Source organism: Arthrobacter sp. UYCu723 (assembly GCF_054059215.1).
In genome coordinates this window covers 1823209-1843015 of sequence record NZ_JBSSBW010000001.1, presented here as the reverse complement: position 1 = coordinate 1843015, position 19807 = coordinate 1823209, and the positions used below count along the sequence as shown (strand labels likewise).

Sequence of the window (19807 nt, the reverse complement as noted above, 5' to 3'; positions counted from 1 at the left end):
TGACGGACGTTACATGGATTCCGCTGAATGGAATATCTCGATGCTATTCGTCTCGTTCAGCTGCCGCCCGATCCCCCGGGCGGCGGTCTGCAGGGCCGGGACCAGCGCCTGGAGGCGCATCTCCTGGAGCGGGACGACGACGCCGAGCGCCGCCACCGTGCGGTTCCTGGCCTCCCGCACGGGCACCGCAATTCCCCATGTGTCCGGATCCACCACACCGGCCAGCTGGGCGAAGCCGTGGCCCGCGGCCTCCTGGAGCAGGGTCCGGAGCCCGTCCGCGCCCAGCTTGCCGGCGGGGTCCTGGAATTGCCGCAGATAGTCCGCCTGGACGGCCGGGGGCTGGCCGGCCATCAGCGCCAGGCCGGCCGAGGAGATGTGGACGGGCATCCGGCCGGCGATCTGCGCCCGGTTCGGTACCGACCCGCGGCGGGACAGCCGTTCGACGAAGAGCGCTTCCCAGCCGTCCAGCACCGCCAGGTTCACGTTCTGGTTGAGCACCTGCTGGATGTCCTCCATGAAGGGCATGGCGGCCTGGCGGAGGGCCAGGGTCGGTGAATTCCGGTTCACGAGTTCCCACAGCCGCAGTCCCAGCTGGACCGAGCCGCCGCTGCCCAGTTCCAGGAGCCCGTGCCCGGCGAGCTGCCGGACCAGCCGGTGGGCGGTGGTCACGGGCAGCTGGGCCTTGGCCGCGAGCTCCGAGAGCTGCAGCACCGTGACGCCCTCGGGAAACGCCGCAATGACCCGCACCACGCGGTCCACGACGGAGTCGCCCGTGCTCGAGTTCGCCACGATTCCTGCTTCCTGGGCTTCCGGAGCGGCGCCCGGCATTCCATTGAACGGTTTGTGGTGTCCCACATTACACCTGCCGGTGATACAACTCTCGTGTCGGAACCAGCCGAAGTGCCCGTTGTCACGCACCGGAACCCGCCGCTCCGGCCTTCGCCTTCCTGCCCGCTCGACGCCGAGCCCTATCTTCGAGGTTGCCATGCCAATGACGTCCGCTGACCGCACTTCCCGCTGGCCTGTTTGGCTGTGCTGGCTGGCCATGGCGCTTGACGGTTTCGATCTGGTGGTGCTGGGCACCGTCATCCCGACGCTGATCAAGACCCAGGAACTCGGGTTCGACGCCGTGGGCGCCACCTTGGCCGCCACGATTTCCCTGGTGGGCGTGGGCCTGGGCGCGCTCTTCATCGCCCCGCTCTCGGACCGGTTCGGCCGCCGCCGGCTGCTGATCGCCTGCGTCGCCTGGTTCTCCTTGTTCACCCTCGCGGTCGTGATCGCCCCCAACGTCCTGGTGTTCAGCACCTTCCGGTTGCTTGCCGGCCTGGGTCTCGGCGCCTGCCTGCCCGCGGCGCTGGCCTACATGAACGACTACGCCACCAAGGAGGGCTCGGCCGGCCGGTCCACCACAAGGACCATGACCGGCTACCACGTCGGTGCCGTCATCACTGCTTTCCTGGCACTCCTGCTGATCCCCAACTGGCGGATGATGTTCGTCATCGGCGGCATGGCCGGGCTGGCCCTCCTGCCGTTCCTGTGGTTCAAGCTGCCCGAGTCCCTGCCGCCGGTCAAGCAGGCGGACGAACCTGCGGAGGCAGCCAGCTTCCGCGACCTCGCCAGGAAGCCCTACCCCGTGGTGGCAATCGGCGTCGGGATCGCGTCGTTCATGGGGCTCCTGCTCGTCTACGGCCTGAACACGTGGCTTCCGCAGCTCATGGCCTCCGCGGGCTACTCCATCGCCGCGGGCATTGGACAGCTGCTGGTGCTCAACGTGGGCGCCGTCGTCGGACTGGTCATCGCCGGCATCCTCGCGGACAAGCACGGCGCCAAAAAGGTGGTCCTGCTGTGGTTCGGCCTGTCAGCTGTTCTCCTGGCCGTGCTGAGCATCAAGCTTCAGAACGAGCTGCTCCTCAACGCGGCGGTCTTCGTCACCGGCGTCTTCGTTTTCAGCTCCCAGGTCCTCGTTTACGCCTGGGTCAGCCAGCTCTTCCCCAGCCGTCTGCGGGCCACTGCACTGGGCTACTCCGCCGGCATCGGCCGGCTGGGTGCGATCCTCGGCCCCGCAGTGACGGGCACCCTGGTGGCAGCCGGCATCGCCTACCCGTGGGGTTTCTACACCTTTGCCGCAGCTGCCGTGATTGCCGTGGCCGCGCTGGCCATTGTGCCGCAGCGGATCTCGCACCCCGCGCCGCAGGAAAGGGCAGGGGCCGAGGCAAAGGCTCCGGCGGGGACGCAGGCTGCCGGGGCGCCGGCCTCCGAGGACGCCTAGGGCGTCAGGCGGCGGCGTGCTGCGTGCCGGGCACGCAGCTGGCGCCACACTGTGGGCGCCAGCACGACGCCGATGCCGACGGCGGCACCGATGACGGTCTCCAGGATCCGGTCCCGCAGCAGCAGCCCGGGAGCCGAGGGCGCCACCAGCAGGGTCGAGATCAGGGCCAGCGGCGTCACGAAAATCTGGGCGAGCACATACTGGCGGGCGATGAACATCTCGGCGCCGAACTGGCAGGCGGCGATCACCAGCACGGTCTGCCACGGCGCCGGCTGCAGCAGCAGGATCCCGGCCAGCAGGACCAGCCCCACGGCCGTGCCGACGATACGCTGCACCCCGCGGCTCACACGATGACGGGTGGTGTGCCCCACGAGCGGGACAACGGCTGCCACCATGGCCCAGTAGTTGTGGCCGAAGCCCAGCCATTCGCCGGCCAGGGTCCCGAGCGTTCCGGCCAGCCCGGCAGCCACGAGGTAGCCGAGGCTTTCGAGCCGTGCGGCCCGTTTCTCGGCCGGTGTCAGCCGGGCGGGGTGGGGCCACACCCACGGGCTCCGGCGGCTCCGGGCCACGCGGGAGGACATACCGATCAGCAGGGAGAAGGCGACCGTCAGCACGGCCACGAGCATGGCCTGCCAGAGCGGCGGCTGGCTGGGGATGGAGGCGATGGCCGCGAAAGCGAAGATGTGGAAGAGCGAGCCCGCCGGGCGGAGCCGCCACCAGGCGACGATCAGCGAACAGCCCCCGGCCACCAGGGTGGTCGCGACGACCTGCATCCAGATGGTGTCCGCCGTGGAGAGACCAAGGGCACCGCCCGCGCGTGCTGCCAAGGCGGCCAGCAGCATAACCAGCAGCATCAGCGTCCCGGCGCGGAACTGGAGGACGAAGCGTTTGGCGTGCGGCTCATTTCGGCCGTAGATCCCGGTGAAGGCGCCGAAGGAGGCGAAGATGGCCAGATTCAGGCGGTCCAGCAGCACCAGGGTGATCAGCGGGACAAAGACGCCGACGGCGCAGCGGATGGCGACCTGATAGTCCTTGTGGCCGGGTGCCATGGTGAACATCTCGGCGAACAGCTTCACGAGTGGTCTGCGCCCTTCGTTGCGGTCCGATGATTACGACGGCGGCACTGGCATCCAGACTGGATTCTACGCCGGAACGGTGCGGGATCCGCATCGCGCTCCATTGAGTGGAACCCGTCACGGTCCGCGGAAACAGGCAGGGAAGTGGTAGCGTCTAGCGGTTGATTCCCGCCAACGGAGTCACCACTGGACGACGTACGCCAAGGCACCCCGGAGGACCCCCATGCTCAAAGGATTCAAGGATTTCATCCTGCGCGGCAACGTGATCGAACTGTCCATCGCGGTGGTGGTCGGCACCGCCTTCACCGCCCTCGTCAGCGCATTCACCTCGAACATCGTCAACCCCATCATCGCCGCTGCCGGCGGCGTCGAGACCGACGGACTGGGCTTCCACATCTGGCCGGGCAACCAGAAAACGTTTGTCAATTTCGGCGCGGTCATCACGGCCTTTGTCACCTTCCTGATCACCGCGGCGGTGGTTTACTTCATCTTCGTGGCGCCCATGAACCGGATCAACACGATCGTCAAGAGGCGCCTCGCCACAATGGAACCCGAAGAGGAGCCCGTGCCCGCGGACACCGCCCTGCTCGCCGAAATACGCGACCTGCTGACCCAGCTCGCGGCCCCGGAACGGACCGGCGAACACGCGGCCGGCCACACGGCCGACTACACCAGTGAGCACACGGCCGTCCACGCCGGTGAGCACACGGCCCAACACGCGGGCGCACGCAGCCGCTAGACCGACTGAAAAAGTCACCGGCCCGCAACAGGGCCGTAACAGCAGCCGGACATCATGGAGCCATGAAGCCCACAGCCCATGCAACCTCCGAGCTGAGCTGCGAAGTGTGCGGCCAGATGCCCGAACCGACCAAGGCCCGGCTGACCCTGGCCAATATCGCCGTGATGCTGCCGATCGAACTGCTCGTGCACGCCGCGGTGGTGGAAACCCATCTGCCCTACCTGGCCAAAGTCCTGGTCCTCACCCTGACCGCCACCGTCCTCGTGATCTGGGTCGCGGAGCCCTCCGCGGCCCGGATCCTGCGGAGCTGGCTGCACGCCCCGGCCCTGCGCCACCGCAAGAAGCTGGGAGCGGCCCCGGCCCTTTGGCGGGCCCGCACGGTACTGACGGACCACCCCGGTTCCCTGCAGAAGGTGACGCATTCGCTGGCCCGGCTGGACGCCAACATCCTGAGCATCCACGTCCACCCCGTGGCCGGCGGCGTGCTCGACGAGTTCGTGCTCTCGGCGCCCGGTGAACTGCGCGAAGGCGAACTGCTCCGTGCCCTGCGCGACGGCGGCGGCAGTGAACCGCAGGTCTGGCCCACCACGGCGTTGGCGATGGCGGACGGCCAGACCGGTGCGCTGAGCCTGGCCGCCCGGATCGCGGTGAATCCCGAGGAACTACCGCTGGCGGTGGCGGAACTGCTGCGCGCCCGGATCGAGCCGGCACCGGATGCAGACACGGACCCCGCCGAAACAGCCCCCGAAAGGGACGGCACAGCAGGGGACGGCACAGCAGGGGACGGCACACAAGGCGACGGCACCGTCCTGAGGATCCCAACCGCCTGGCACGGACCGATCACGTTCTCCCGGCCCGGCGAACCGTTCACGCCGGCGGAGTCCGCACGCGCCCACCGCCTGGCCGAGCTCGCCGAGATCCTTTCCCGCCGTCCGGCCGCGCCGGCAGATCCTGCCTAGACCGTCATCCGGACTGTCAGGGCCTCGTGTTCGACCGTCACCTTGAGGTGCTTGGCCTTGCCGGTGTGGTCGCCGTCGAGCTGGAATTCCTGCCCGTGATCAAGCTCGATCTCCGCTGACTTGCCCCTGAAGTACTCCACGGACGTGTTCTTGCTGTTCTTCCGGCCGAACACTCCGGCGAGCACGGTGAGCCAGCCAAGCTTCCCTGCGGGCGCCAGGATCACGACGTCGAGGATGCCATCATCCAGCTTGGCGTCGGGGAAGACCTCCACGCCGCCCATGATCTTGCCGCAGTTTCCCACCATCACACTGCGGATCCGGCGGCGGACCGGGTGCTGTCCGTCGATGCTGATCTTCGCCTTGACGGGCTTGCCGGGCAGGTGGCGGATCCCGGCCTCGACGTAGGCGAGCCAGCCCACGCGGTCCTTGAGTCCGTCCACCGTGTTCGCCATGATCGCGGCGTCGTAGCCGAGCCCGGCCATCACGAGAAAAAGCTGTTCGTCCTCCGAGTGGTCCAGGCTCGCCTTGACCACGTCCACCTTGGCATCCGTGCCGGTCAGGATGTCATGGCTGGCGGCAACGGGATCAGTGATGTCGATCCCGAGGTTGCGGGCCAGCAGGTTGCCCGTTCCCATCGGGACGAGGCCCATCGGCGTTCCGGTGCCGGCAAGGATCTCGGCCACGCAGCGGACGGTGCCGTCCCCGCCGGCGGCAATGACGACGTCGACCTCCGCCTCCAATGCCTCGCGGGCCTGGCCCAGGCCGGTGTCCTCCGCAGTGGTCTCCAGCCAGAGCGGCTCGGCCCAGCCCTGCGTCGCGCACAGCCGGTGGAAGGCCGCCTTGAAATCTTCGCCCGAGGATTTCATGGGGTTGATGATCACGGCGGCGCGCCTGGGCTGTGTCGTGCCATCAGGCGTTGTGCCTTCAGGCGTTTTGCCATCAAGCGCGGGGTTGTTCTCTGTCATGGTGTCCTTCACGGGCGGGTGGGCGGGAAGTGTCCCGAAGTGAAATCCTAGCGGGATTTCCCCGCGTAACTTAGGCAGCGGGGCCGCCGATCATGGACGTTGCCGCACCGCCGTCACTAAACTGGCCATGCTTATGTACTGGAGCGTGCCGGGCTTTTCTGACAGCCGGCCGGATGCCTGCCCGGATCAGCCGGACAGGCCGCGCTCCGGACAATGGAGGCGGGGGCACATGACCGAACCACAGGAAAACTACTCAGCCGAGGCTGAGGCGTCCAGCACGGATCCCCATGACTGGGGACGGGCGATGGCACTGGCGGTCACGCGGCTGGCTGAGCAGCTCGCACCCGAGGACAGCGAGGACATCCACTCCTCACTCGTGGGCAGGGAACTGCACCTCAAGATCCGTGACGACGCCTCCGGGGTCACCATCACCGTGTCCACGGCACCGGTCAAAGACCCCGAGAGCTGACAGCTAACGCCCGCCGGACAGGTCCGCGGAGACCAGTGCCGCGGTGGCCACGGTAGCCTTCCGCACCGAGTCCAGGTAGGCCTCCGGGTCCGGCTGCGCGGCCACGGACTGGGCCTGCAGCGAGACATTGATCGCGGCGACCACCTTGGGCCCGTCATGGACCGGCGCCGCGACGGACATCAGCCCCAGTTCGAGTTCCTGGTTCAGCAGGCACCAGCCCTGCGAGCGCACCACAGCCAGCTCAGCCTGCAGCGCCTCCCCGGTGCAGATTGCCCGTGGCGTCAGGGGGCGGATCTCGGCGGCGGCGAGGTATTGCGCGAGCTCGGCGGGCGGGAGCGCCGCGAGCAGGACCCGGCCCATCGACGTCGCGTAGGCCGGGAACCGGGTGCCCACCGTGATGCCGACGGTCATGATCCGGCGGGTGGCCACCCGGGCGATGTAGGCGATGTCCGTCCCGTCCAGCACGGCGGCCGAGGTCGATTCGCCCAGCTGGAGCGACAGCTCCTCGAGATGCGGCTGTGCGAGTTGCGGCAGGGACAGCCCGGACAGGTAGGCGTAGCCCAGCTGCAGCACTTTGGCGGTCAGCGCGAAGACCTTGCCGTCGGTGCGGACGTACCCCAGCTCCACCAGGGTGTGCAGGAACCGCCGGGCGGTGGCCCGGGTCAGGTCCGTCCGTGCGGCCACCTCGGTCAGCGTCATCTTCGGGTGGTCCGTGTCGAAGGCCCGGATCACCGCGAGCCCGCGCGCCAGCGACTGCACGTACTGGTCGCTGGCCGCGGGCGCGCCATCGCTCCTGACGCCGCTTGCTGCCTCAATCATTTCCACGCCTCTCGGTCTCGCAACACTTTATCCCGCGCGATCCCGCGCGAACGGGCACTTCAGGCCCCGAAACCGCCGATTTGCGGGCCTGAAGTGCCCGTTCGGCCCCAGGGTCAGACGGCGGCCGCGGCCTGGAGCGGCACGGGCACCATCGCCTGCAGCTCCGCCAGGGTGCAGCCGAAGGTTTCCCGGACCTCGACTCCCTCGGGTCCGGTCAGGAAGACCGCCTTGTCCGTGTACACGCGCGTCACGCAGCCAATCCCGGTCAGCGGATAGGTGCAGGCTTCCACGAGCTTGGACACCCCGTCGCGGGTCAGGAGCGTCATCATCACGAAGACGTCCTTGGCCCCGGTGGCGAGGTCCATCGCGCCGCCGACGGCCGGGATCGCGTCCGGCGCACCGGTGTGCCAGTTGGCGAGGTCCCCGGTGGCCGAGACCTGGAAGGCACCGAGGACGCAGATGTCCAGGTGCCCGCCACGCATGATCGCGAAGGAGTCGGCGTGGTGGAAGTAGGACGCCCCGGGCTGTTCCGTCACCGGGATCTTGCCGGCGTTGATGAGGTCGCCGTCGATCTGGTCCCCGGTGGCTTCCGGGCCCATGCCGAGCATGCCGTTCTCGGTGTGGAGCGTGATGTTCTGCTCCGGCTCAAGGTAGTTGGAGACCAGGGTGGGCTGGCCGATGCCGAGGTTCACGAAGGAGCCCGGCTTGATGTCCCGGGCCACCAGTCGGGCCAGGTCATCGCGCCCCAGCGGATTGTCGGAGGTCTGGATACTCGTCTGTACGCTCATCTCAGGCCACCTTCACAATGCTGTTGACGTAGATTCCGGGCGTCACGATGATTTCCGGGTCGAGGCCTCCGGTGGGCACGATCTCGGACACCTGGACCACGGTGTGCCTGGCGGCTGCGGCCATGATGGGGCCGAAGTTCCGGGCGGTCTTGCGGTAGACGAGGTTGCCCTTCCCGTCCGCCGTGAGCGCCTTGATGAGGGCGACGTCGGCGTGGATGGGGGTCTCGAAGACCTGGCCGCGGCCGTCGAGGATGCGGGTTTCCTTGCCCTCGGCCAGCGTGGTGCCGTAGCCGGTGGGGGTGAAGAAGCCGCCGATCCCGGCGCCGGCGGCGCGGATCCGCTCGGCCAGGTTGCCCTGCGGCACGAGTTCGAGCTCGATCTCGCCGGCGCGGAACTTGGCGTCGAAGTGCCAGGAGTCGGACTGCCGCGGGAAGGAGCAGATCATCTTTTTCACCCGGCCTTCCTTGATCAGCAGCGCGAGGCCCTGGTCGCCCTGGCCGGCGTTGTTGTTGACCACCGTCAGGTCCGTGGCGCCGCAGTCCATCAGGGCGTCGATGAGTTCGAACGGCTGGCCGGCGTTGCCGAAGCCGCCGATCATCACCGTGGAGCCGTCCTTGACGCCGGCGACGGCCTCGCCGACGCTGTCTACGAAGTTCAGCATGTCCTATCCCTTTACTGTGACTGTTTTTGCCGACGGTACGGCGGAAGCGGTGACGTTTTCGAGGACCACGGCCAGGCCCTGCCCGACGCCGATGCAGATCGCGGCGACGCCCCAGCGCTCACCGGAGGCCTGCAGGCTGCGGGCCAGGGTGCCGAGGATACGGCCGCCCGAGGCGCCCAGCGGGTGGCCCATGGCGATGGCGCCGCCGTGCCGGTTCACGATTCCCGGGTCGATGCCCCAGGCGTTGATGCAGGCCAGGGACTGCGCGGCGAAGGCCTCATTGAGTTCGACGGCGCCCACCTGGTCCCAGCCGATGCCGGCCTTGGCGAGGGCCTTGTTGGCGGCCTCCACCGGGGCGTAGCCGAAGAACTGGGGATCGTTCGCGTGCGCGCCGCGGCCGGCGATGCGGGCCAGCGGCTCCAGGCCGAGCATGCCGGCGGCGTTCTCGCTGCCGAGCCAGGCCGCGGAGGCGCCGTCGGACAGCGGGGAGGCGTTGCCGGCGGTGACGGTGCCGTTCTCGGGGCGGAACACGGTCTTGAGTCCGGCAAGCTTCTCGGCCGAGGAGCCGGCGCGGATGCCCTCGTCGCGGGTGAGGCCTGTGCCCGGCACCACGGTGACGAGGTTGTCGTAGAAACCTTCCTCCCACGCCGCGGCGGCGAGGTTGTGCGAGTTGGCCGAGAATTCGTCCTGCTGTTCGCGGGTCACGCCGTACTTTTCACGCAGCCGTTCCGTGGCCTCGCCCAGGGAGATGGTCCACTCGGCAGGCATCGCCTTGTTGACCAGACGCCAGCCCAGCGTGGTGGAGGCCAGGGTGAGGTCCCCTGCCGGGTACGGCTTCTCGGTCTTGGGCAACACCCAGGGGGCGCGGCTCATGGATTCGACCCCGCCGATCAGCATCAGCTCCGCGTCGCCGGTGTTGATCTGGCGGGACGCGATGATGGCCGCGTCCAGCGAGGAGCCGCAGAGCCGGTTGACGGTGGTGCCCGGGATCGAGACAGGCAGCCCGGCCAGCAAGGTGCCCATCCGGGCGACGTTGCGGTTTTCCTCGCCGGCGCCGTTTGGCGTTGCCGAACACCACTTCGTTGATCTGCTCGACGTCCAGGGCCGGGGCGCGCTTGACGATCTCGCCGATCACGTGCGCGGCGAGATCGTCCGGGCGGACGGCGGCGAGGCTGCCGCCGAACTTGCCGAAGGGTGTCCGCACGGCGTCGTAAATAAAAGCCTGGTTCAATGTGTTCCTCTGATTCTTTGTGGCCCAACTAGGTAGCAGTAATTGTCGTTATGAGGGCCCAAAACGACACTTAGTGCTGCCTAGTTGGGTGGACTAGCGGTTGCGTCGAGCTCGGCAAACACCTGCTGGGCGGTCTTGAAGGCGGTATTGGCGGAGGGAACCCCGCAGTAGATGGCGGTCTGCAGCAGGATTTCCTTGACCTCGTCCCTGCTCAGGCCGTTGGTGAGGGCGGCGCGGATGTGCATGGCCAGTTCTTCCCAGTGCCCGTGGGCCACCATCGCGGTGATGGTGACAGCGGAGCGCATCTGCCGGGTCAGGCCCGGCCGGGTCCAGATGCCGCCCCAGGCGATGCGGGTGATCATGTCCTGGAAGTCCTCGGTGAAGGCATCCTTGGTGGCGTTGGCGCGGTCCACGTGCGCGGCCCCGAGCACCTCGCGGCGGACGGCCATGCCGCCGTCGTAGATTTGCTGGCTGGTGGCGTCGGGCTGGACAACGCCATTTCTTTCCGGTCCGCTGCGCTCGGCGGCCGTCACTTGCCGGCTCCGCGGGATTCGGTCCAGGCGATGAGGCTCCGCAGCAGTTCGGCAACGTGCGCGGGTGCCTCAAACGGAGCCAGGTGTGCCACGCCCCCGAGTGTCACGGCACTCGCGGTGCCTCCGCCCGCGGTGATGCCTTCGGCGATCTCCTCGGCGAACGACGGCGGGGCGACGGTGTCGTGCGCGCCGGCGACGGCCTGGGTGGGGACGCTGATGCTGCCGAGGTTGTTCCGGACGTCATAGGCGGCGAGGGCTTCGCAGCAGAAGGCGTAGCTGAAGCGGTCGGCATCGCGCAGGGCGTGCAAGAGGCGGCTGCTGCGCTCGGGCTCGCGGTCCATGAAGCCGGGGCCGAACCAGCGCTGCGCCGAGCCCTGGATCATCACCGGGGTGCCCTGGGTGCGCACGGTGTCGGCGCGTTCCAGCCACCCTTCGGGGGTGCCGAGCTTCGCCCCGGAACATTGCACGGACAGGCTCTTGAGCCGTTCGCCGTGCTTGATCCCCAGCTGCAGCCCGGTGGCGCCGCCGAGGGAGACGCCGGCGTAGTGGAAGCGCGCACCCGGCGCGATCGAATCGACCAGCTCGACGACGGCGTCGGCCAGTTCCGCGACGCTGAAGGTTTCCGTGGCGGCGGGCGAGATGCCATGGCCGGGAAGGTCCCAGGCGACGACGTCGACGTCCTGCTCCCCGAGCAGCGCTCCGGCCTGGGTCCACAGGAACGTGGAGGTGCCCAGGGACGGCCCCAGCACCAGGAGGGGCTTGTCCCCGAGCGGGCGCTGGGGGGAAAGCAGTACTGCCTTGACTGTTGGTCTAGCCACGGGAGGCTCCGTTCAGGTCGGGGGTCGGTGAGGCGTCGGGGGCGCCGGCTGCGGTTCCGGCGTACTCGGGGTAGGCCGCGAGGATGCGGCGGGAAATTTCGGCGGCCAGGCCGAGGTAGTTCGCCGGATCCAGCAGTTCCTCAAGCCGGGCGTCGGAGAGTTTTTCGTCCGGGACGGCCGCGCGGAGGAGGCGGCGGTAGGTGGAGGCCTGTTCCGAAGCCGGTGCCCGGAGCGCCTGGTCCACGACCGCCTGGAGCTGTTGCTTGCCGGTCTGGCCTGAATCGTCCGGTCCCAGGAGCGGTGCCACCGCAGCGGATACGCCCTCGCTGAGCAGCAGCGGTCCGGAGAGGCCGAGGTTGCGGCGCATGGCGCCGGGGAAGACCTGCAGCCCTTCGGCGAGTTCGCGGAGCTGCCCGGCGGCACCGAGGGCGAGCCGGAGCAGCTGGCGGAGCGCCGGCCATTCGCTGTGCCAGGCACCGTCGGGGCGTTCGTCGTTGAAGTTGGCGGCGGCGAGGTGCAGCTGGGCGGCCTGCCCGGGTGCCTGCAGGGCTGCGCTGCGGATCAGCACGGACAGCACGGGGTTCTGCTTCTGCGGCATGGCCGAGGAGCCTCCCCGGCCGGCGGCGCGCGGCTCGGCCAGCTCGGCGACTTCCGGGCGGCTCAGGAAGAGCACATCGGCGGCGATCTTGCCGGCGGCGTCGGTCACGGCGGCCAGGGCATCGCCCAGTGCGGTGACGGCGAGCCGGTTGGTGTGCCACGGCGCGGGGACGGGCGCGAGGCCCAGTCCGGCGGCCAGACGGTCGGCCAGGTCAAAGGGCGTGACTGCGATGCCGGCGGTCAGCACGGTGCCCGCGGCCAGGGTTCCGGCCGCTCCCCCGGCCTGTACCGGCAGTTCAATGGCCCCCAGCCGGCGCGCCGCGGCGGCCAGTCCGGCGAACCATTGCGCGGCCTTGAGCCCGAATGTGAACGGCAGCGAATGCTGGGTCAGGCTGCGGCCCACGCACAGCGTTTCCGCGTGCTGTTCCGCGAGGGCGGACAGCGCCGAAGTCGCTGCCACGAGCTCGGTGAAGAGCCCGCGGAGGGCGTCCCGGGCCAGCAGCATGAGGGCCGTATCGAGGACGTCCTGGCTGGTCAGCGAGGCGTGTACGGCGAGGTCAGCGCCGATTCCGGTGGTGTCGAGGGCCCGGATCTGGGCACGGAGATCTGCCAGCAGCGGGATCACCGGGTTACCGCCGCCCTGGGCGCGTACGGCGATGTCCGCGACGTCGTATCGGCTCACGTCGGCTGCTGCCGCCACCACGGCGGCGGAACCGGCCGGGGCGAGGGACGCCTCCTCCAAGACCTGGGCCCAGGCGGCCTCGACCTGCAGGATGGCGGCCAGGACTGCCCGGTCCCCGGTCAGCGCCGCCACAAAGGGCGACGCCGACACGGGACTCAGCAGGCCAAAGTCACCGTGCAGGCCGGCGCCGCCGTCGGATTCGAAGGATGTCACTTCGAGGCGTCCTGTGTTTTTGTTCCATGGAAGTCGAGGAACACGGTCTCGCCCTCGCCCTGGAGCCGGAGGTCCCAGGTCAGGCCGCCGTCGGCGTCCCGGCGTGCGATCAGCGTCTGGCGGCGTTCCGGCTCGAGCGAGGACAGCAGCGCGTCTGCGGCCAGGGCCTTCTCGTTTTCCGGCAGGTAGATACGCGTGAAGAGCCGGTTCATCAGGCCGCGGGCGAAGACCGCGACGGAGATGAACGGCGCCGCGCCTTCTTCTGTGGGACCCGGGTTCACCGTCGTGAAGGTGTAGGCCCCGGTGTTGCCCACCGCGCTGCGGCCGAAGCCGGTGAAGGTGTAGCCGTCCCGCACGAGCGAACCCGCGTGCTGCGGGACATTGCCGTCGGCGTCGGCCTGCCAGATTTCCAGGATCGCGTCCGGGATCGGGTGTCCGGCGCCGTCGTAGACCGTGCCCTGCAGCCGGATGGAGCCCGGGGAGCCGGGAGCCAGAAGCTCGCGGTCCTTCGGGTAGGGCAGCGCGTAGCCGTAGAACGGTCCGACGGTCTGTCCGGGAGTGGGGGTGAGTTTGGTGGGGTTACTCATGATCATCACTTTCTGCTCCCAGGGCCTCGTTCTCGGTCCAGGTCCGCTTCGACCCGGTCAGGACAATGTCCCAGTTGTACGCCAGCGCCCATTCGGGCCTGGTCTGCTCGTGGTTGTACGTGGCCACGAGCCGGTCCCGGGCGTCCTGGTCCACGATGGACTGGTAGATCGGGTCCAGCGGGAAGAGCTGGTCCCCGGGGAAGTACATCTGGGTGACGATCCGCTGGGTGAATTCCTGGCCGAACAGCGAGAAGTGGATGTGCGCCGGGCGCCAGGCGTTGAGGTGGTTCTTCCAGGGGTAGGCGCCGGGCTTGATGGTGGTGAAACTGTAGGAGCCGTCGGCACCCGTGATGCAGCGGCCGACGCCGGTGAAGTTCGGGTCGAGGGGGGCCGGGTGCTGGTCCCTCTTGTGGATGTAGCGGCCGGCGGAGTTGGCCTGCCAGATCTCCACGAGCTGCCCGGCCACGGGACGGCCGTCGCCGTCGAGCACGCGGCCCGAGACGACGATGCGTTCGCCCAGCGGTTCCCCGTTGTGCTGGATGGTGAGGTCCGATTCCAGCGCGTGCACGTCCATGTGCCCGAACGCCGGGGAGAACAGCTCGATGGTTTCCGGGTCCGCGTGGTGCAGGTCCTTGGTCGGATGGCGCAGGATGCTGCTGCGGTAGGGCGCGTAGTCCAGCCGGGGCTGGACCTCGGCCGGGGCGGCGTTCTGGAGCGCCTGTGCGTAGGCGTCGCCAAGGGCTTTCATCTCGGCGCTGAGGTCCGCCTGCGACTCCGCGGCGGCATCCAGCGGCGGGTGCGTCGTCGGTGCGGCCCCGGTGGCTTTGTCGGACACGTCCTCGGTGAGCGGATCCGCGTTGTAGACCTCGAGGTTGATCTCTTCAGGCACGGCAGCCTCCTTTTCGTTGGGTGTGGGTACTGGTCGGTTCGGCCAGGGGGTTCGACTCAGGGGGTTCGGCTCAGGGGGTGGGCTTCAGCTGGTGCAGGTGGTCGTACTGGACGGCGTGCCGCACCGGGGCGTTCGGTGCCCCGTAGCCGTCGTAGGCGCCGCGGCGTTCCACCATTTCAAAGAACACGCTGCCGACGGTGGCGGTGTAGAAGTGCAGGAATTCGCCGTCGGCATCGCGGTCGTAGAGCAGGTTGAGCTCCCGGAGGGTGGCCAGGAAAGCCGGCTCCAGGTCGAACCGCGCCTCCAGATCCTCGTAGTAGTTTTCCGGGATCCGCAGGAAGTCCAGGCCGCGGGCCTGGGCGGCGCGGGCCGTCGCCACGAGGTCGTCCACCGCGAAGGCGATGTGTTCCTGGTAGCTCCGGCGCTGGCCGGTGCCGCCGGTCCCTGCCGCGCTCGGCGTGGTCCCTTCCTGCTGGAGCAGCGGGGCCAGGTTCAGCACCAGGCGGACGCCGCGGTCCCGGGTCAGCATCACCTGGGAGCGGATCAGCCCGGTGGGGCTGGCGACTTCGGCGTACGGCTGCGGTTCCAGCGCGAGGGCGCTCGTGTAGAAGAGCACGGCTTCGTCGAAGTGCTGCCAAGGCTGGGCGAGGTTGACGTGGTCGATCACGGCGCCCGGAGCCCCGGCCCGGCCCGCGGCGGGGAGTTCCAGTCCTTCGCCGAATTCCCGGGTCCACGCGGCGGTGCCGTCGGGGCTGCCCTGGCAGAGGAAGATCTCGGTGGAGTCCGGGGCCGCGAAGCCCTGGAAGATCTCCTCGTCGGCCTGGCTCTTGCGCGGCACGGCCGGGGCCTTGAGCTGCTGGGCGCGGGCGGCGGCAATCACCGGGGAATCGACGTCGAACCCCACCGCGGAAATGGCAGCGGAAATGGCAGGGGCGGTGGCCGTCCCGGAACTTTCGGCACCCGCCGACTCTTCGTTGATGATGACGCGGGCGTGACCCATGGTCCACAATTGCACGTTCTTGGTCCGGTGCCGGCCGTTGAACGCGAAGCCGAGCTGGCCCAGCAGGGTCTCCAGCGCGGCGGTGTCCGCAGCCCGGACCTCGGCGAAGTTGAAACCGGCGGGTTCGGCCACCTGCGGGAGCGTGGCCAGTTCCATCGGGTACCGGCGGCGGGTACCCGGGACGAGGCCGGCGGACTGGCCGTCCGGGCCGGCGGCAGCCGGGTTCGCGTCGAGCCACTTGGCGCTTTGTTCCTCCAGCCAGATGAGCGAGCGCATGGCATCCACGGCGGTGCGTTCGACGTCGGACTGGCGGAAGACGTCGTTGAAGACCTCGAGGGAGACCGGTCCGGTGTAGCCGGCCCGGACCACGTGGCCCAGGAATTTGGCGAGTTCGAACTGCCCCTCGCCCGGGAACACGCGGTAGTGCCGGCTCCAGGACAGCACGTCCAAGGACAGCTTCGGCGCATCGGCGACCTGCACGAAGAAGATCTTGTCCGGATTGAAGGACTCGATCGGCGCGGTGTCCCAGTCACGGGACAGGATGTGGAAGGAGTCCAGGCAGGTGCCCAGATTGGGGTGGTCCACCGTCTGCACCAGCCGGTGGGCATGCTCGTAGTCGTTGACATATTTGCCCCACGCGAGCGCCTCGTAGGCCACCTTGATGCCGTGGTCGGCGGCGAGCCCGGCCAGCCGGGAAAGCTGGGCGGCGCGGAGGTCGTCGTCGTCGATGCTGGCGGTGCCCACGTTGGAGCAGACCAGGACGGTGTCCATGCCGAGGCGGGACATCAGCCGGAACTTGGCCTCCGCGCGGCGCAGGTTGGCGGCGAGCAGTTCCTCCGGGACGCTGTCGAAGTCGCGGAACGGCTGGTAGAGATCCAGGCTCAGGCCCAGGTCCGCGGCCATCTTCCGGACGTCCTCCGGGCTCAGCGGGGACGTGACGAGGTCCTGCTCGAAGATCTCGATCCCGTCGAAGCCGGCGACGGCGCAGGCCTGCAACTTCTCCCGCAGCGTGCCGGAGAGGCACACGGTGGCGATTCCGGTGCGCATCAGGCGGCCACCTCTTCCGCGGCGACGAGCTCCAGGAAGTGGGCCCGCATACGCTCCGCATCGGGCTCGAGACCGGTGAAGATCCGGAAGGCGTCGGCAGCCTGGCCGACGGCCATCCGTCCGCCGTCGAGCACCTCGCAGCCCTTCGCCCGGGCCTCGCGGACCAGTTCGGTCTCGATCGGGCGGTAGACGATGTCCGCGACCCAGTGCCGGGACTCCACGTGGGACATGTCCAGCGGAACGCCCGGGTGGGCGGCCATGCCCACCGGGGTGCAGTGCACCAGACCGTCGGCCTGCGGCATCAGCCGCGGCAGCTCCGCCGTCGTCCGGGCCGTGACTTTCTGGTCCGGAAAGAACCCGGCGAGTTCGGTGGCGCGCGCCGCGCAGCGCCCGGCGTCGGTGTCCACGAGCTCGAGTTCTTGGACCCCGGCGGTGAGCAGGGCGTAGGCGACGGCGGACCCGGCACCGCCGGCGCCCAGCTGCACCACGCGGTCCAGCTTGGCGCCGGGCAGGCCCGAGGCCAGGGCCGCGGCGAAGCCGGAGAAATCGGTGTTGTGGCCGACGAATCGGCCGTCCCGGATGGTCACTGTGTTCACCGCGCCGAGGCGCCGGGCGTCGGGCGTGACCTCATCCAGGCATTCCAGGACCAGCTGCTTGCACGGGTGGGTGATGTTCAGCCCGTTGAAGCCGAGGCGCTGCGCGCCGGTGAGGAGCTCGCCCACGGCCGCGCCGGGGAGCCCCAGCTCCAGGAGGTCGATGGGGCGGTAGAGGTACCGGAGGCCCTGGAGGTCGCCTTCGCGTTCGTGCATATAGGGAGTAAGTGACGGCATCACGCCATCACCCACCAGTCCCACGAGGAAGGACTCTGCTCGATTGCTCATCCGTATAGCTCCTTTGACAACGGCACTCGGCCGGCGGGGACGCCCAGGGCGTCGCCGGCGGGCCGGGTGATGGGGATTACTGTAGCGCAAATGTTCACATCTTGCACGGTTGTTCTAGTAGCGAACAGGTGATGACGACTCATGGCCGGCCTCACCGTTGCGGAAGCCTGGCGGACAGCTCCGCCGCTGCTGACTGCAGCAGCGGCACAAGAGCCACGAGGGCCTCCATGCTCATCCGGAAGACCGGTACGGCGGTGGCCAGGGATGCAAAGGCCTGGCCCTGGGAGCTGAAGACCGGGACCGCAATGGCCCGCATGCCCAGCTCGTTCTCCTCGTCCATGGTGGCGTAGCCGCGGCGCCGGACCAGCTCGATCTCTGCCCGGAAGGCCTCACGGTCCGTGATGGAAAACTCGGTCAGCGGCGCCAGCTCCAGGCCTTCCACGAGCTCGGCGCGGGCGGCTTCATCAGCAAAGGCCACCAGCGCCTTGCCCACCGAGGTGGTGTGCAGCGCGCCGAGGTGGCCGGGATCGCTCGTGACCCGGAAGGTCTGCGGCCCGTCCACTTTGTTGACGGTGAGATGGTGGACCCCGTCGCGCACGGACAGGATGGTGGCCTCCCCCGTCTCCTGCGTGACGCGGCGCAGGATGGGCAGGGCCGTGCCGGCAAAGCCGTGGTGGTTGGAAACCCGCTGTCCGAGCTGGAAGACGCGCAGGCCCAGGTGGTAGCGGCGGCCGTCCGGTTCGTAGTCCACAAAACCGTCCCTGGTCAGGGAGCCCAGCAGGCGGTAGGTGGTGCTGAACGGCAGATCTGCCCGGCGGGACAGCTCGGCAGCGCTAGCCCCGCGGGGCTCGTCACCCAGCAGGACCAGCAGGCCCAGGGCTTTGCCCACCATGTCCGTCCGGGAGTCCTCCTTCGGAGACTTGGGGGACTTGGCTGCCGGCGTCGGAGGGGCGTCAGTCTCGGTCGATTCTGTGTCTTGGTTCACACTCATGACTCAATGCTCTCACATAGTGAGAGCTATTTCTAGATGGTGATTATTTTGCTTGACAGGTGACACCGCTCACAGCCATGATTGCTACATCGCACGAGTAGCTCCCACAATGTGGCTACTAGTCCGGGTCTTTCCACGGACCTCCGGCTACCGCACACTTGAATCATGCGGCGGCTGAGACCTTCCTGATCCATCCGCGACAATGTCGTCACACCAAAGGAACACATGAGCCAGACACTCCCGTCCACGACGCCGGGCACTGCCGCACCGGCCGGGACACCGAAAAAGGCGGCCCTCGCCAGCTTCCTGGGCAGCGCCGTCGAGTATTACGACTTCTTCATCTTCGGCTCCGCCGCCGCCCTGATCTTCCCCAAGGTTTTCTTCCCGGACGCCGACGCCAACGCGGCGATCATGTCCTTCGCAACCTTCGGCTTCGCCTACGTCGCCCGGCCGGTCGGCGCCGTCATCCTGGGCCACTTCGGTGACCGGGTGGGCCGGCGGAAGGTCCTCATGTTCACGCTGCTGCTGATGGGCGCGTCGACCTTCCTGATCGGCTGCCTGCCGGACTTCAAGACCGTCGGCTGGTGGGCCCCCGTCCTTCTGGTGCTGGCGCGTCTCTGCCAGGGTCTGTCCGCAGCCGGCGAGCAGGCCGGCGCCTCTTCCATGACGCTGGAGCATGCCCCGGATAACCGCCGCTCCTTCTTCACCTCCTGGACGCTCACGGGCACCCAGGGCGGCCAGATCCTCGCGGCCCTCGTCTTCATTCCGGTCCTGGCCCTGCCTGACGAGATCAAATACGGCATCGGCTGGCGCATCCCGTTCTGGCTCAGCGCCGTCGTCGTTGTGGTTGCGTTCTTCATCCGCCGGACGCTGCACGAGCCGCCGGCCTTCGAGGCAGCCCAAAAGTCCGCCCAGATCTCCAAGCTCCCCGTCGCCGACCTCCTCAAGGACCACTGGCGCGATGTCCTCCGCGTGGTCGCCTGCGCCTTCATCGCCGCAGTCTCCACCGTGTTCGGCACGCTCGCCATCAGCTACGCCAAGAACGTCGCCGGTGTGGACGGCACCACCACGCTGTGGCTCGTTGTCGGCGCCAACCTGGTCGCCCTGGGCACGCAGCCGCTGTTCGGCAAGCTTGCGGACCGGATCGGCCGCAAGCCGGTGTTCATCTACGGTGCCCTGGTCAGCGCGGTCCTGACGCCGTTGTTCCTGCTGAGCCTGGAGTCCGGCAGCGTCCCGCTGATGTTCCTCGCCGCGATCGGCTTCTTCTCCTTCGGTTACGCGGCCTCCAACGCCGTCTGGCCGTCCTTCTACGCCGAAATGTTCAGCACCAGGGTCCGCTTCTCCGGCCTGGCGATCGGCACCCAGCTCGGCTTCCTGATGGCCGGCTTTGCCCCGGCGATCGTGGCAGCCATGGGCGGCATAAAGCCCGGCGGTTGGGTGCAGATCAGCATCTTCACCGCGGTCATCTGCGTCATCTCTGCCGTCTCGGCACTGACCGCCAAGGAAACGTTCAAGGTCCCCACCCAGGAACTCGGACTGCGTTAAGGCTCAACGGCAACACCTACGACGGCGGTCCGCCCTTCCCGGGACGGG

19 protein-coding genes and 1 pseudogene are annotated in these 19807 nt (G+C 68.6%); 5 read left to right on the top strand and 15 right to left on the bottom strand.

The features are described from left to right. Positions 1 to 9: 9 nt before the first annotated feature. Complete coding sequence (locus ACVWZ8_RS08620) at positions 10 to 789, bottom strand: IclR family transcriptional regulator (RefSeq protein WP_456505922.1); 780 nt, start codon at positions 787 to 789, stop codon at positions 10 to 12. A 196-nt stretch (positions 790 to 985) separates the two neighbouring features. Here ACVWZ8_RS08620 and ACVWZ8_RS08615 point away from each other — a divergent pair, with 196 nt between their 5' ends. After that, positions 986 to 2269, top strand: coding sequence for an MFS transporter (locus tag ACVWZ8_RS08615; protein WP_426979692.1), 1284 nt, complete (start codon positions 986 to 988; stop codon positions 2267 to 2269). Here ACVWZ8_RS08615 and ACVWZ8_RS08610 read toward each other — a convergent pair. After that, a complete protein-coding gene (locus ACVWZ8_RS08610) occupies positions 2266 to 3345 on the bottom strand; it encodes an FUSC family protein (RefSeq protein ID WP_456504378.1) in 1080 nt (359 codons plus the stop codon). The two genes, ACVWZ8_RS08615 and ACVWZ8_RS08610, sit on opposite strands and share 4 nt — an antisense overlap. A gap of 223 nt (positions 3346 to 3568) precedes the next feature. Between ACVWZ8_RS08610 and mscL the strand changes: the two genes are divergently transcribed. Continuing rightward, positions 3569 to 4084: a large conductance mechanosensitive channel protein MscL gene (gene mscL / locus ACVWZ8_RS08605; protein WP_426979694.1), complete on the top strand. Its 516-nt coding sequence runs from the start codon at positions 3569 to 3571 to the stop codon at positions 4082 to 4084. 62 nt (positions 4085 to 4146) lie between these two features. After that, positions 4147 to 5043, top strand: coding sequence for an amino acid-binding protein (locus ACVWZ8_RS08600; protein ID WP_456504377.1), 897 nt, complete (start codon positions 4147 to 4149; stop codon positions 5041 to 5043). Here the strand turns inward: ACVWZ8_RS08600 and ACVWZ8_RS08595 are convergent. Further along, positions 5040 to 6008, bottom strand: coding sequence for a diacylglycerol/lipid kinase family protein (locus tag ACVWZ8_RS08595; protein WP_456504376.1), 969 nt, complete (start codon positions 6006 to 6008; stop codon positions 5040 to 5042). The genes ACVWZ8_RS08600 and ACVWZ8_RS08595 overlap by 4 nt on opposite strands. Positions 6009 to 6237: 229 nt before the next feature. On the opposite strand from ACVWZ8_RS08595, the gene ACVWZ8_RS08590 reads away from it, so the two are divergent. Further along, positions 6238 to 6477: a hypothetical protein gene (locus ACVWZ8_RS08590; protein ID WP_426975232.1), complete on the top strand. Its 240-nt coding sequence runs from the start codon at positions 6238 to 6240 to the stop codon at positions 6475 to 6477. Positions 6478 to 6480: 3 nt separating this feature from the next. Here the strand turns inward: ACVWZ8_RS08590 and ACVWZ8_RS08585 are convergent, their stop codons facing one another. The 12 genes and pseudogenes from ACVWZ8_RS08585 to ACVWZ8_RS08530 form a co-directional block, all read right to left on the bottom strand. After that, positions 6481 to 7296: an IclR family transcriptional regulator domain-containing protein gene (locus ACVWZ8_RS08585; protein ID WP_456504375.1), complete on the bottom strand. Its 816-nt coding sequence runs from the start codon at positions 7294 to 7296 to the stop codon at positions 6481 to 6483. Positions 7297 to 7409: 113 nt separating this feature from the next. Then, positions 7410 to 8084, bottom strand: coding sequence for a 3-oxoacid CoA-transferase subunit B (locus ACVWZ8_RS08580; protein WP_456504374.1), 675 nt, complete (start codon positions 8082 to 8084; stop codon positions 7410 to 7412). 1 nt (position 8085) lies between these two features. Beyond that, positions 8086 to 8745: a 3-oxoacid CoA-transferase subunit A gene (locus ACVWZ8_RS08575; RefSeq protein ID WP_426975236.1), complete on the bottom strand. Its 660-nt coding sequence runs from the start codon at positions 8743 to 8745 to the stop codon at positions 8086 to 8088. 3 nt (positions 8746 to 8748) lie between these two features. Continuing rightward, positions 8749 to 9976, bottom strand: a pseudogene (locus tag ACVWZ8_RS08570) (thiolase family protein). Positions 9977 to 10056: 80 nt separating this feature from the next. Further along, entirely contained in the window at positions 10057 to 10509 is a 453-nt protein-coding gene (gene pcaC, locus ACVWZ8_RS08565) for a 4-carboxymuconolactone decarboxylase (RefSeq protein ID WP_456504373.1), read from the bottom strand. Then, entirely contained in the window at positions 10506 to 11327 is an 822-nt protein-coding gene (locus ACVWZ8_RS08560) for an alpha/beta fold hydrolase (protein ID WP_426975240.1), read from the bottom strand. Before ACVWZ8_RS08560 ends, pcaC begins: the two co-directional genes overlap by 4 nt. Beyond that, positions 11320 to 12819 carry a lyase family protein gene (locus ACVWZ8_RS08555; protein WP_456504372.1) on the bottom strand — a complete coding sequence of 500 codons (1500 nt, stop codon included), beginning with the start codon at positions 12817 to 12819 and terminating at the stop codon, positions 11320 to 11322. Before ACVWZ8_RS08555 ends, ACVWZ8_RS08560 begins: the two co-directional genes overlap by 8 nt. After that, the gene (pcaG, locus tag ACVWZ8_RS08550; RefSeq protein ID WP_426975242.1) at positions 12816 to 13406 is read right to left on the bottom strand and encodes a protocatechuate 3,4-dioxygenase subunit alpha; all 591 of its coding nucleotides are present in this window, start codon (positions 13404 to 13406) and stop codon (positions 12816 to 12818) included. The genes ACVWZ8_RS08555 and pcaG overlap by 4 nt, the downstream gene beginning before the upstream one ends. Next, on the bottom strand, positions 13399 to 14295 hold the full coding sequence (pcaH, locus tag ACVWZ8_RS08545) for a protocatechuate 3,4-dioxygenase subunit beta (protein WP_456504371.1): 897 nt from the start codon (positions 14293 to 14295) through the stop codon (positions 13399 to 13401). Before pcaH ends, pcaG begins: the two co-directional genes overlap by 8 nt. Before the next feature lie 70 nt (positions 14296 to 14365). Continuing rightward, positions 14366 to 16342, bottom strand: a complete 1977-nt coding sequence (locus ACVWZ8_RS08540) for a bifunctional sugar phosphate isomerase/epimerase/4-hydroxyphenylpyruvate dioxygenase family protein (RefSeq protein ID WP_456504370.1) — start codon at positions 16340 to 16342, stop codon at positions 14366 to 14368. After that, positions 16342 to 17223, bottom strand: coding sequence for a shikimate dehydrogenase (locus ACVWZ8_RS08535; protein WP_456504369.1), 882 nt, complete (start codon positions 17221 to 17223; stop codon positions 16342 to 16344). Before ACVWZ8_RS08535 ends, ACVWZ8_RS08540 begins: the two co-directional genes overlap by 1 nt. 151 nt (positions 17224 to 17374) lie before the next feature. Further along, positions 17375 to 18214 (bottom strand): IclR family transcriptional regulator, encoded by an 840-nt coding sequence (locus ACVWZ8_RS08530; RefSeq protein ID WP_426975246.1) that lies wholly within the window; start codon positions 18212 to 18214, stop codon positions 17375 to 17377. Between the two features lie 225 nt (positions 18215 to 18439). Here ACVWZ8_RS08530 and ACVWZ8_RS08525 point away from each other — a divergent pair, with 225 nt between their 5' ends. Next, positions 18440 to 19759 (top strand): MFS transporter, encoded by a 1320-nt coding sequence (locus tag ACVWZ8_RS08525; RefSeq protein ID WP_456504368.1) that lies wholly within the window; start codon positions 18440 to 18442, stop codon positions 19757 to 19759. The last annotated feature ends 48 nt before the right edge of the window (positions 19760 to 19807 follow it).

Bases quoted from the DNA above. Each gene is read 5' to 3' on its own strand.
- ACVWZ8_RS08615 (WP_426979692.1), top strand. From the start codon at position 986: ATGCCAATGACGTCCGCTGACCGCACTTCCCGCTGGCCTGTTTGGCTG.
- mscL (WP_426979694.1), top strand. From the start codon at position 3,569: ATGCTCAAAGGATTCAAGGATTTCATCCTGCGCGGCAACGTGATCGAA.
- ACVWZ8_RS08600 (WP_456504377.1), top strand. From the start codon at position 4,147: ATGAAGCCCACAGCCCATGCAACCTCCGAGCTGAGCTGCGAAGTGTGC.
- ACVWZ8_RS08595 (WP_456504376.1), bottom strand. From the start codon at position 6,008: ATGACAGAGAACAACCCCGCGCTTGATGGCAAAACGCCTGAAGGCACA.
- ACVWZ8_RS08590 (WP_426975232.1), top strand. From the start codon at position 6,238: ATGACCGAACCACAGGAAAACTACTCAGCCGAGGCTGAGGCGTCCAGC.
- ACVWZ8_RS08585 (WP_456504375.1), bottom strand. From the start codon at position 7,296: ATGATTGAGGCAGCAAGCGGCGTCAGGAGCGATGGCGCGCCCGCGGCC.
- ACVWZ8_RS08580 (WP_456504374.1), bottom strand. From the start codon at position 8,084: ATGAGCGTACAGACGAGTATCCAGACCTCCGACAATCCGCTGGGGCGC.
- ACVWZ8_RS08575 (WP_426975236.1), bottom strand. From the start codon at position 8,745: ATGCTGAACTTCGTAGACAGCGTCGGCGAGGCCGTCGCCGGCGTCAAG.
- pcaG (WP_426975242.1), bottom strand. From the start codon at position 13,406: ATGAGTAACCCCACCAAACTCACCCCCACTCCCGGACAGACCGTCGGA.
- ACVWZ8_RS08540 (WP_456504370.1), bottom strand. From the start codon at position 16,342: ATGCGCACCGGAATCGCCACCGTGTGCCTCTCCGGCACGCTGCGGGAG.
- ACVWZ8_RS08535 (WP_456504369.1), bottom strand. From the start codon at position 17,223: ATGAGCAATCGAGCAGAGTCCTTCCTCGTGGGACTGGTGGGTGATGGC.
- ACVWZ8_RS08530 (WP_426975246.1), bottom strand. From the start codon at position 18,214: ATGAGTGTGAACCAAGACACAGAATCGACCGAGACTGACGCCCCTCCG.
- ACVWZ8_RS08525 (WP_456504368.1), top strand. From the start codon at position 18,440: ATGAGCCAGACACTCCCGTCCACGACGCCGGGCACTGCCGCACCGGCC.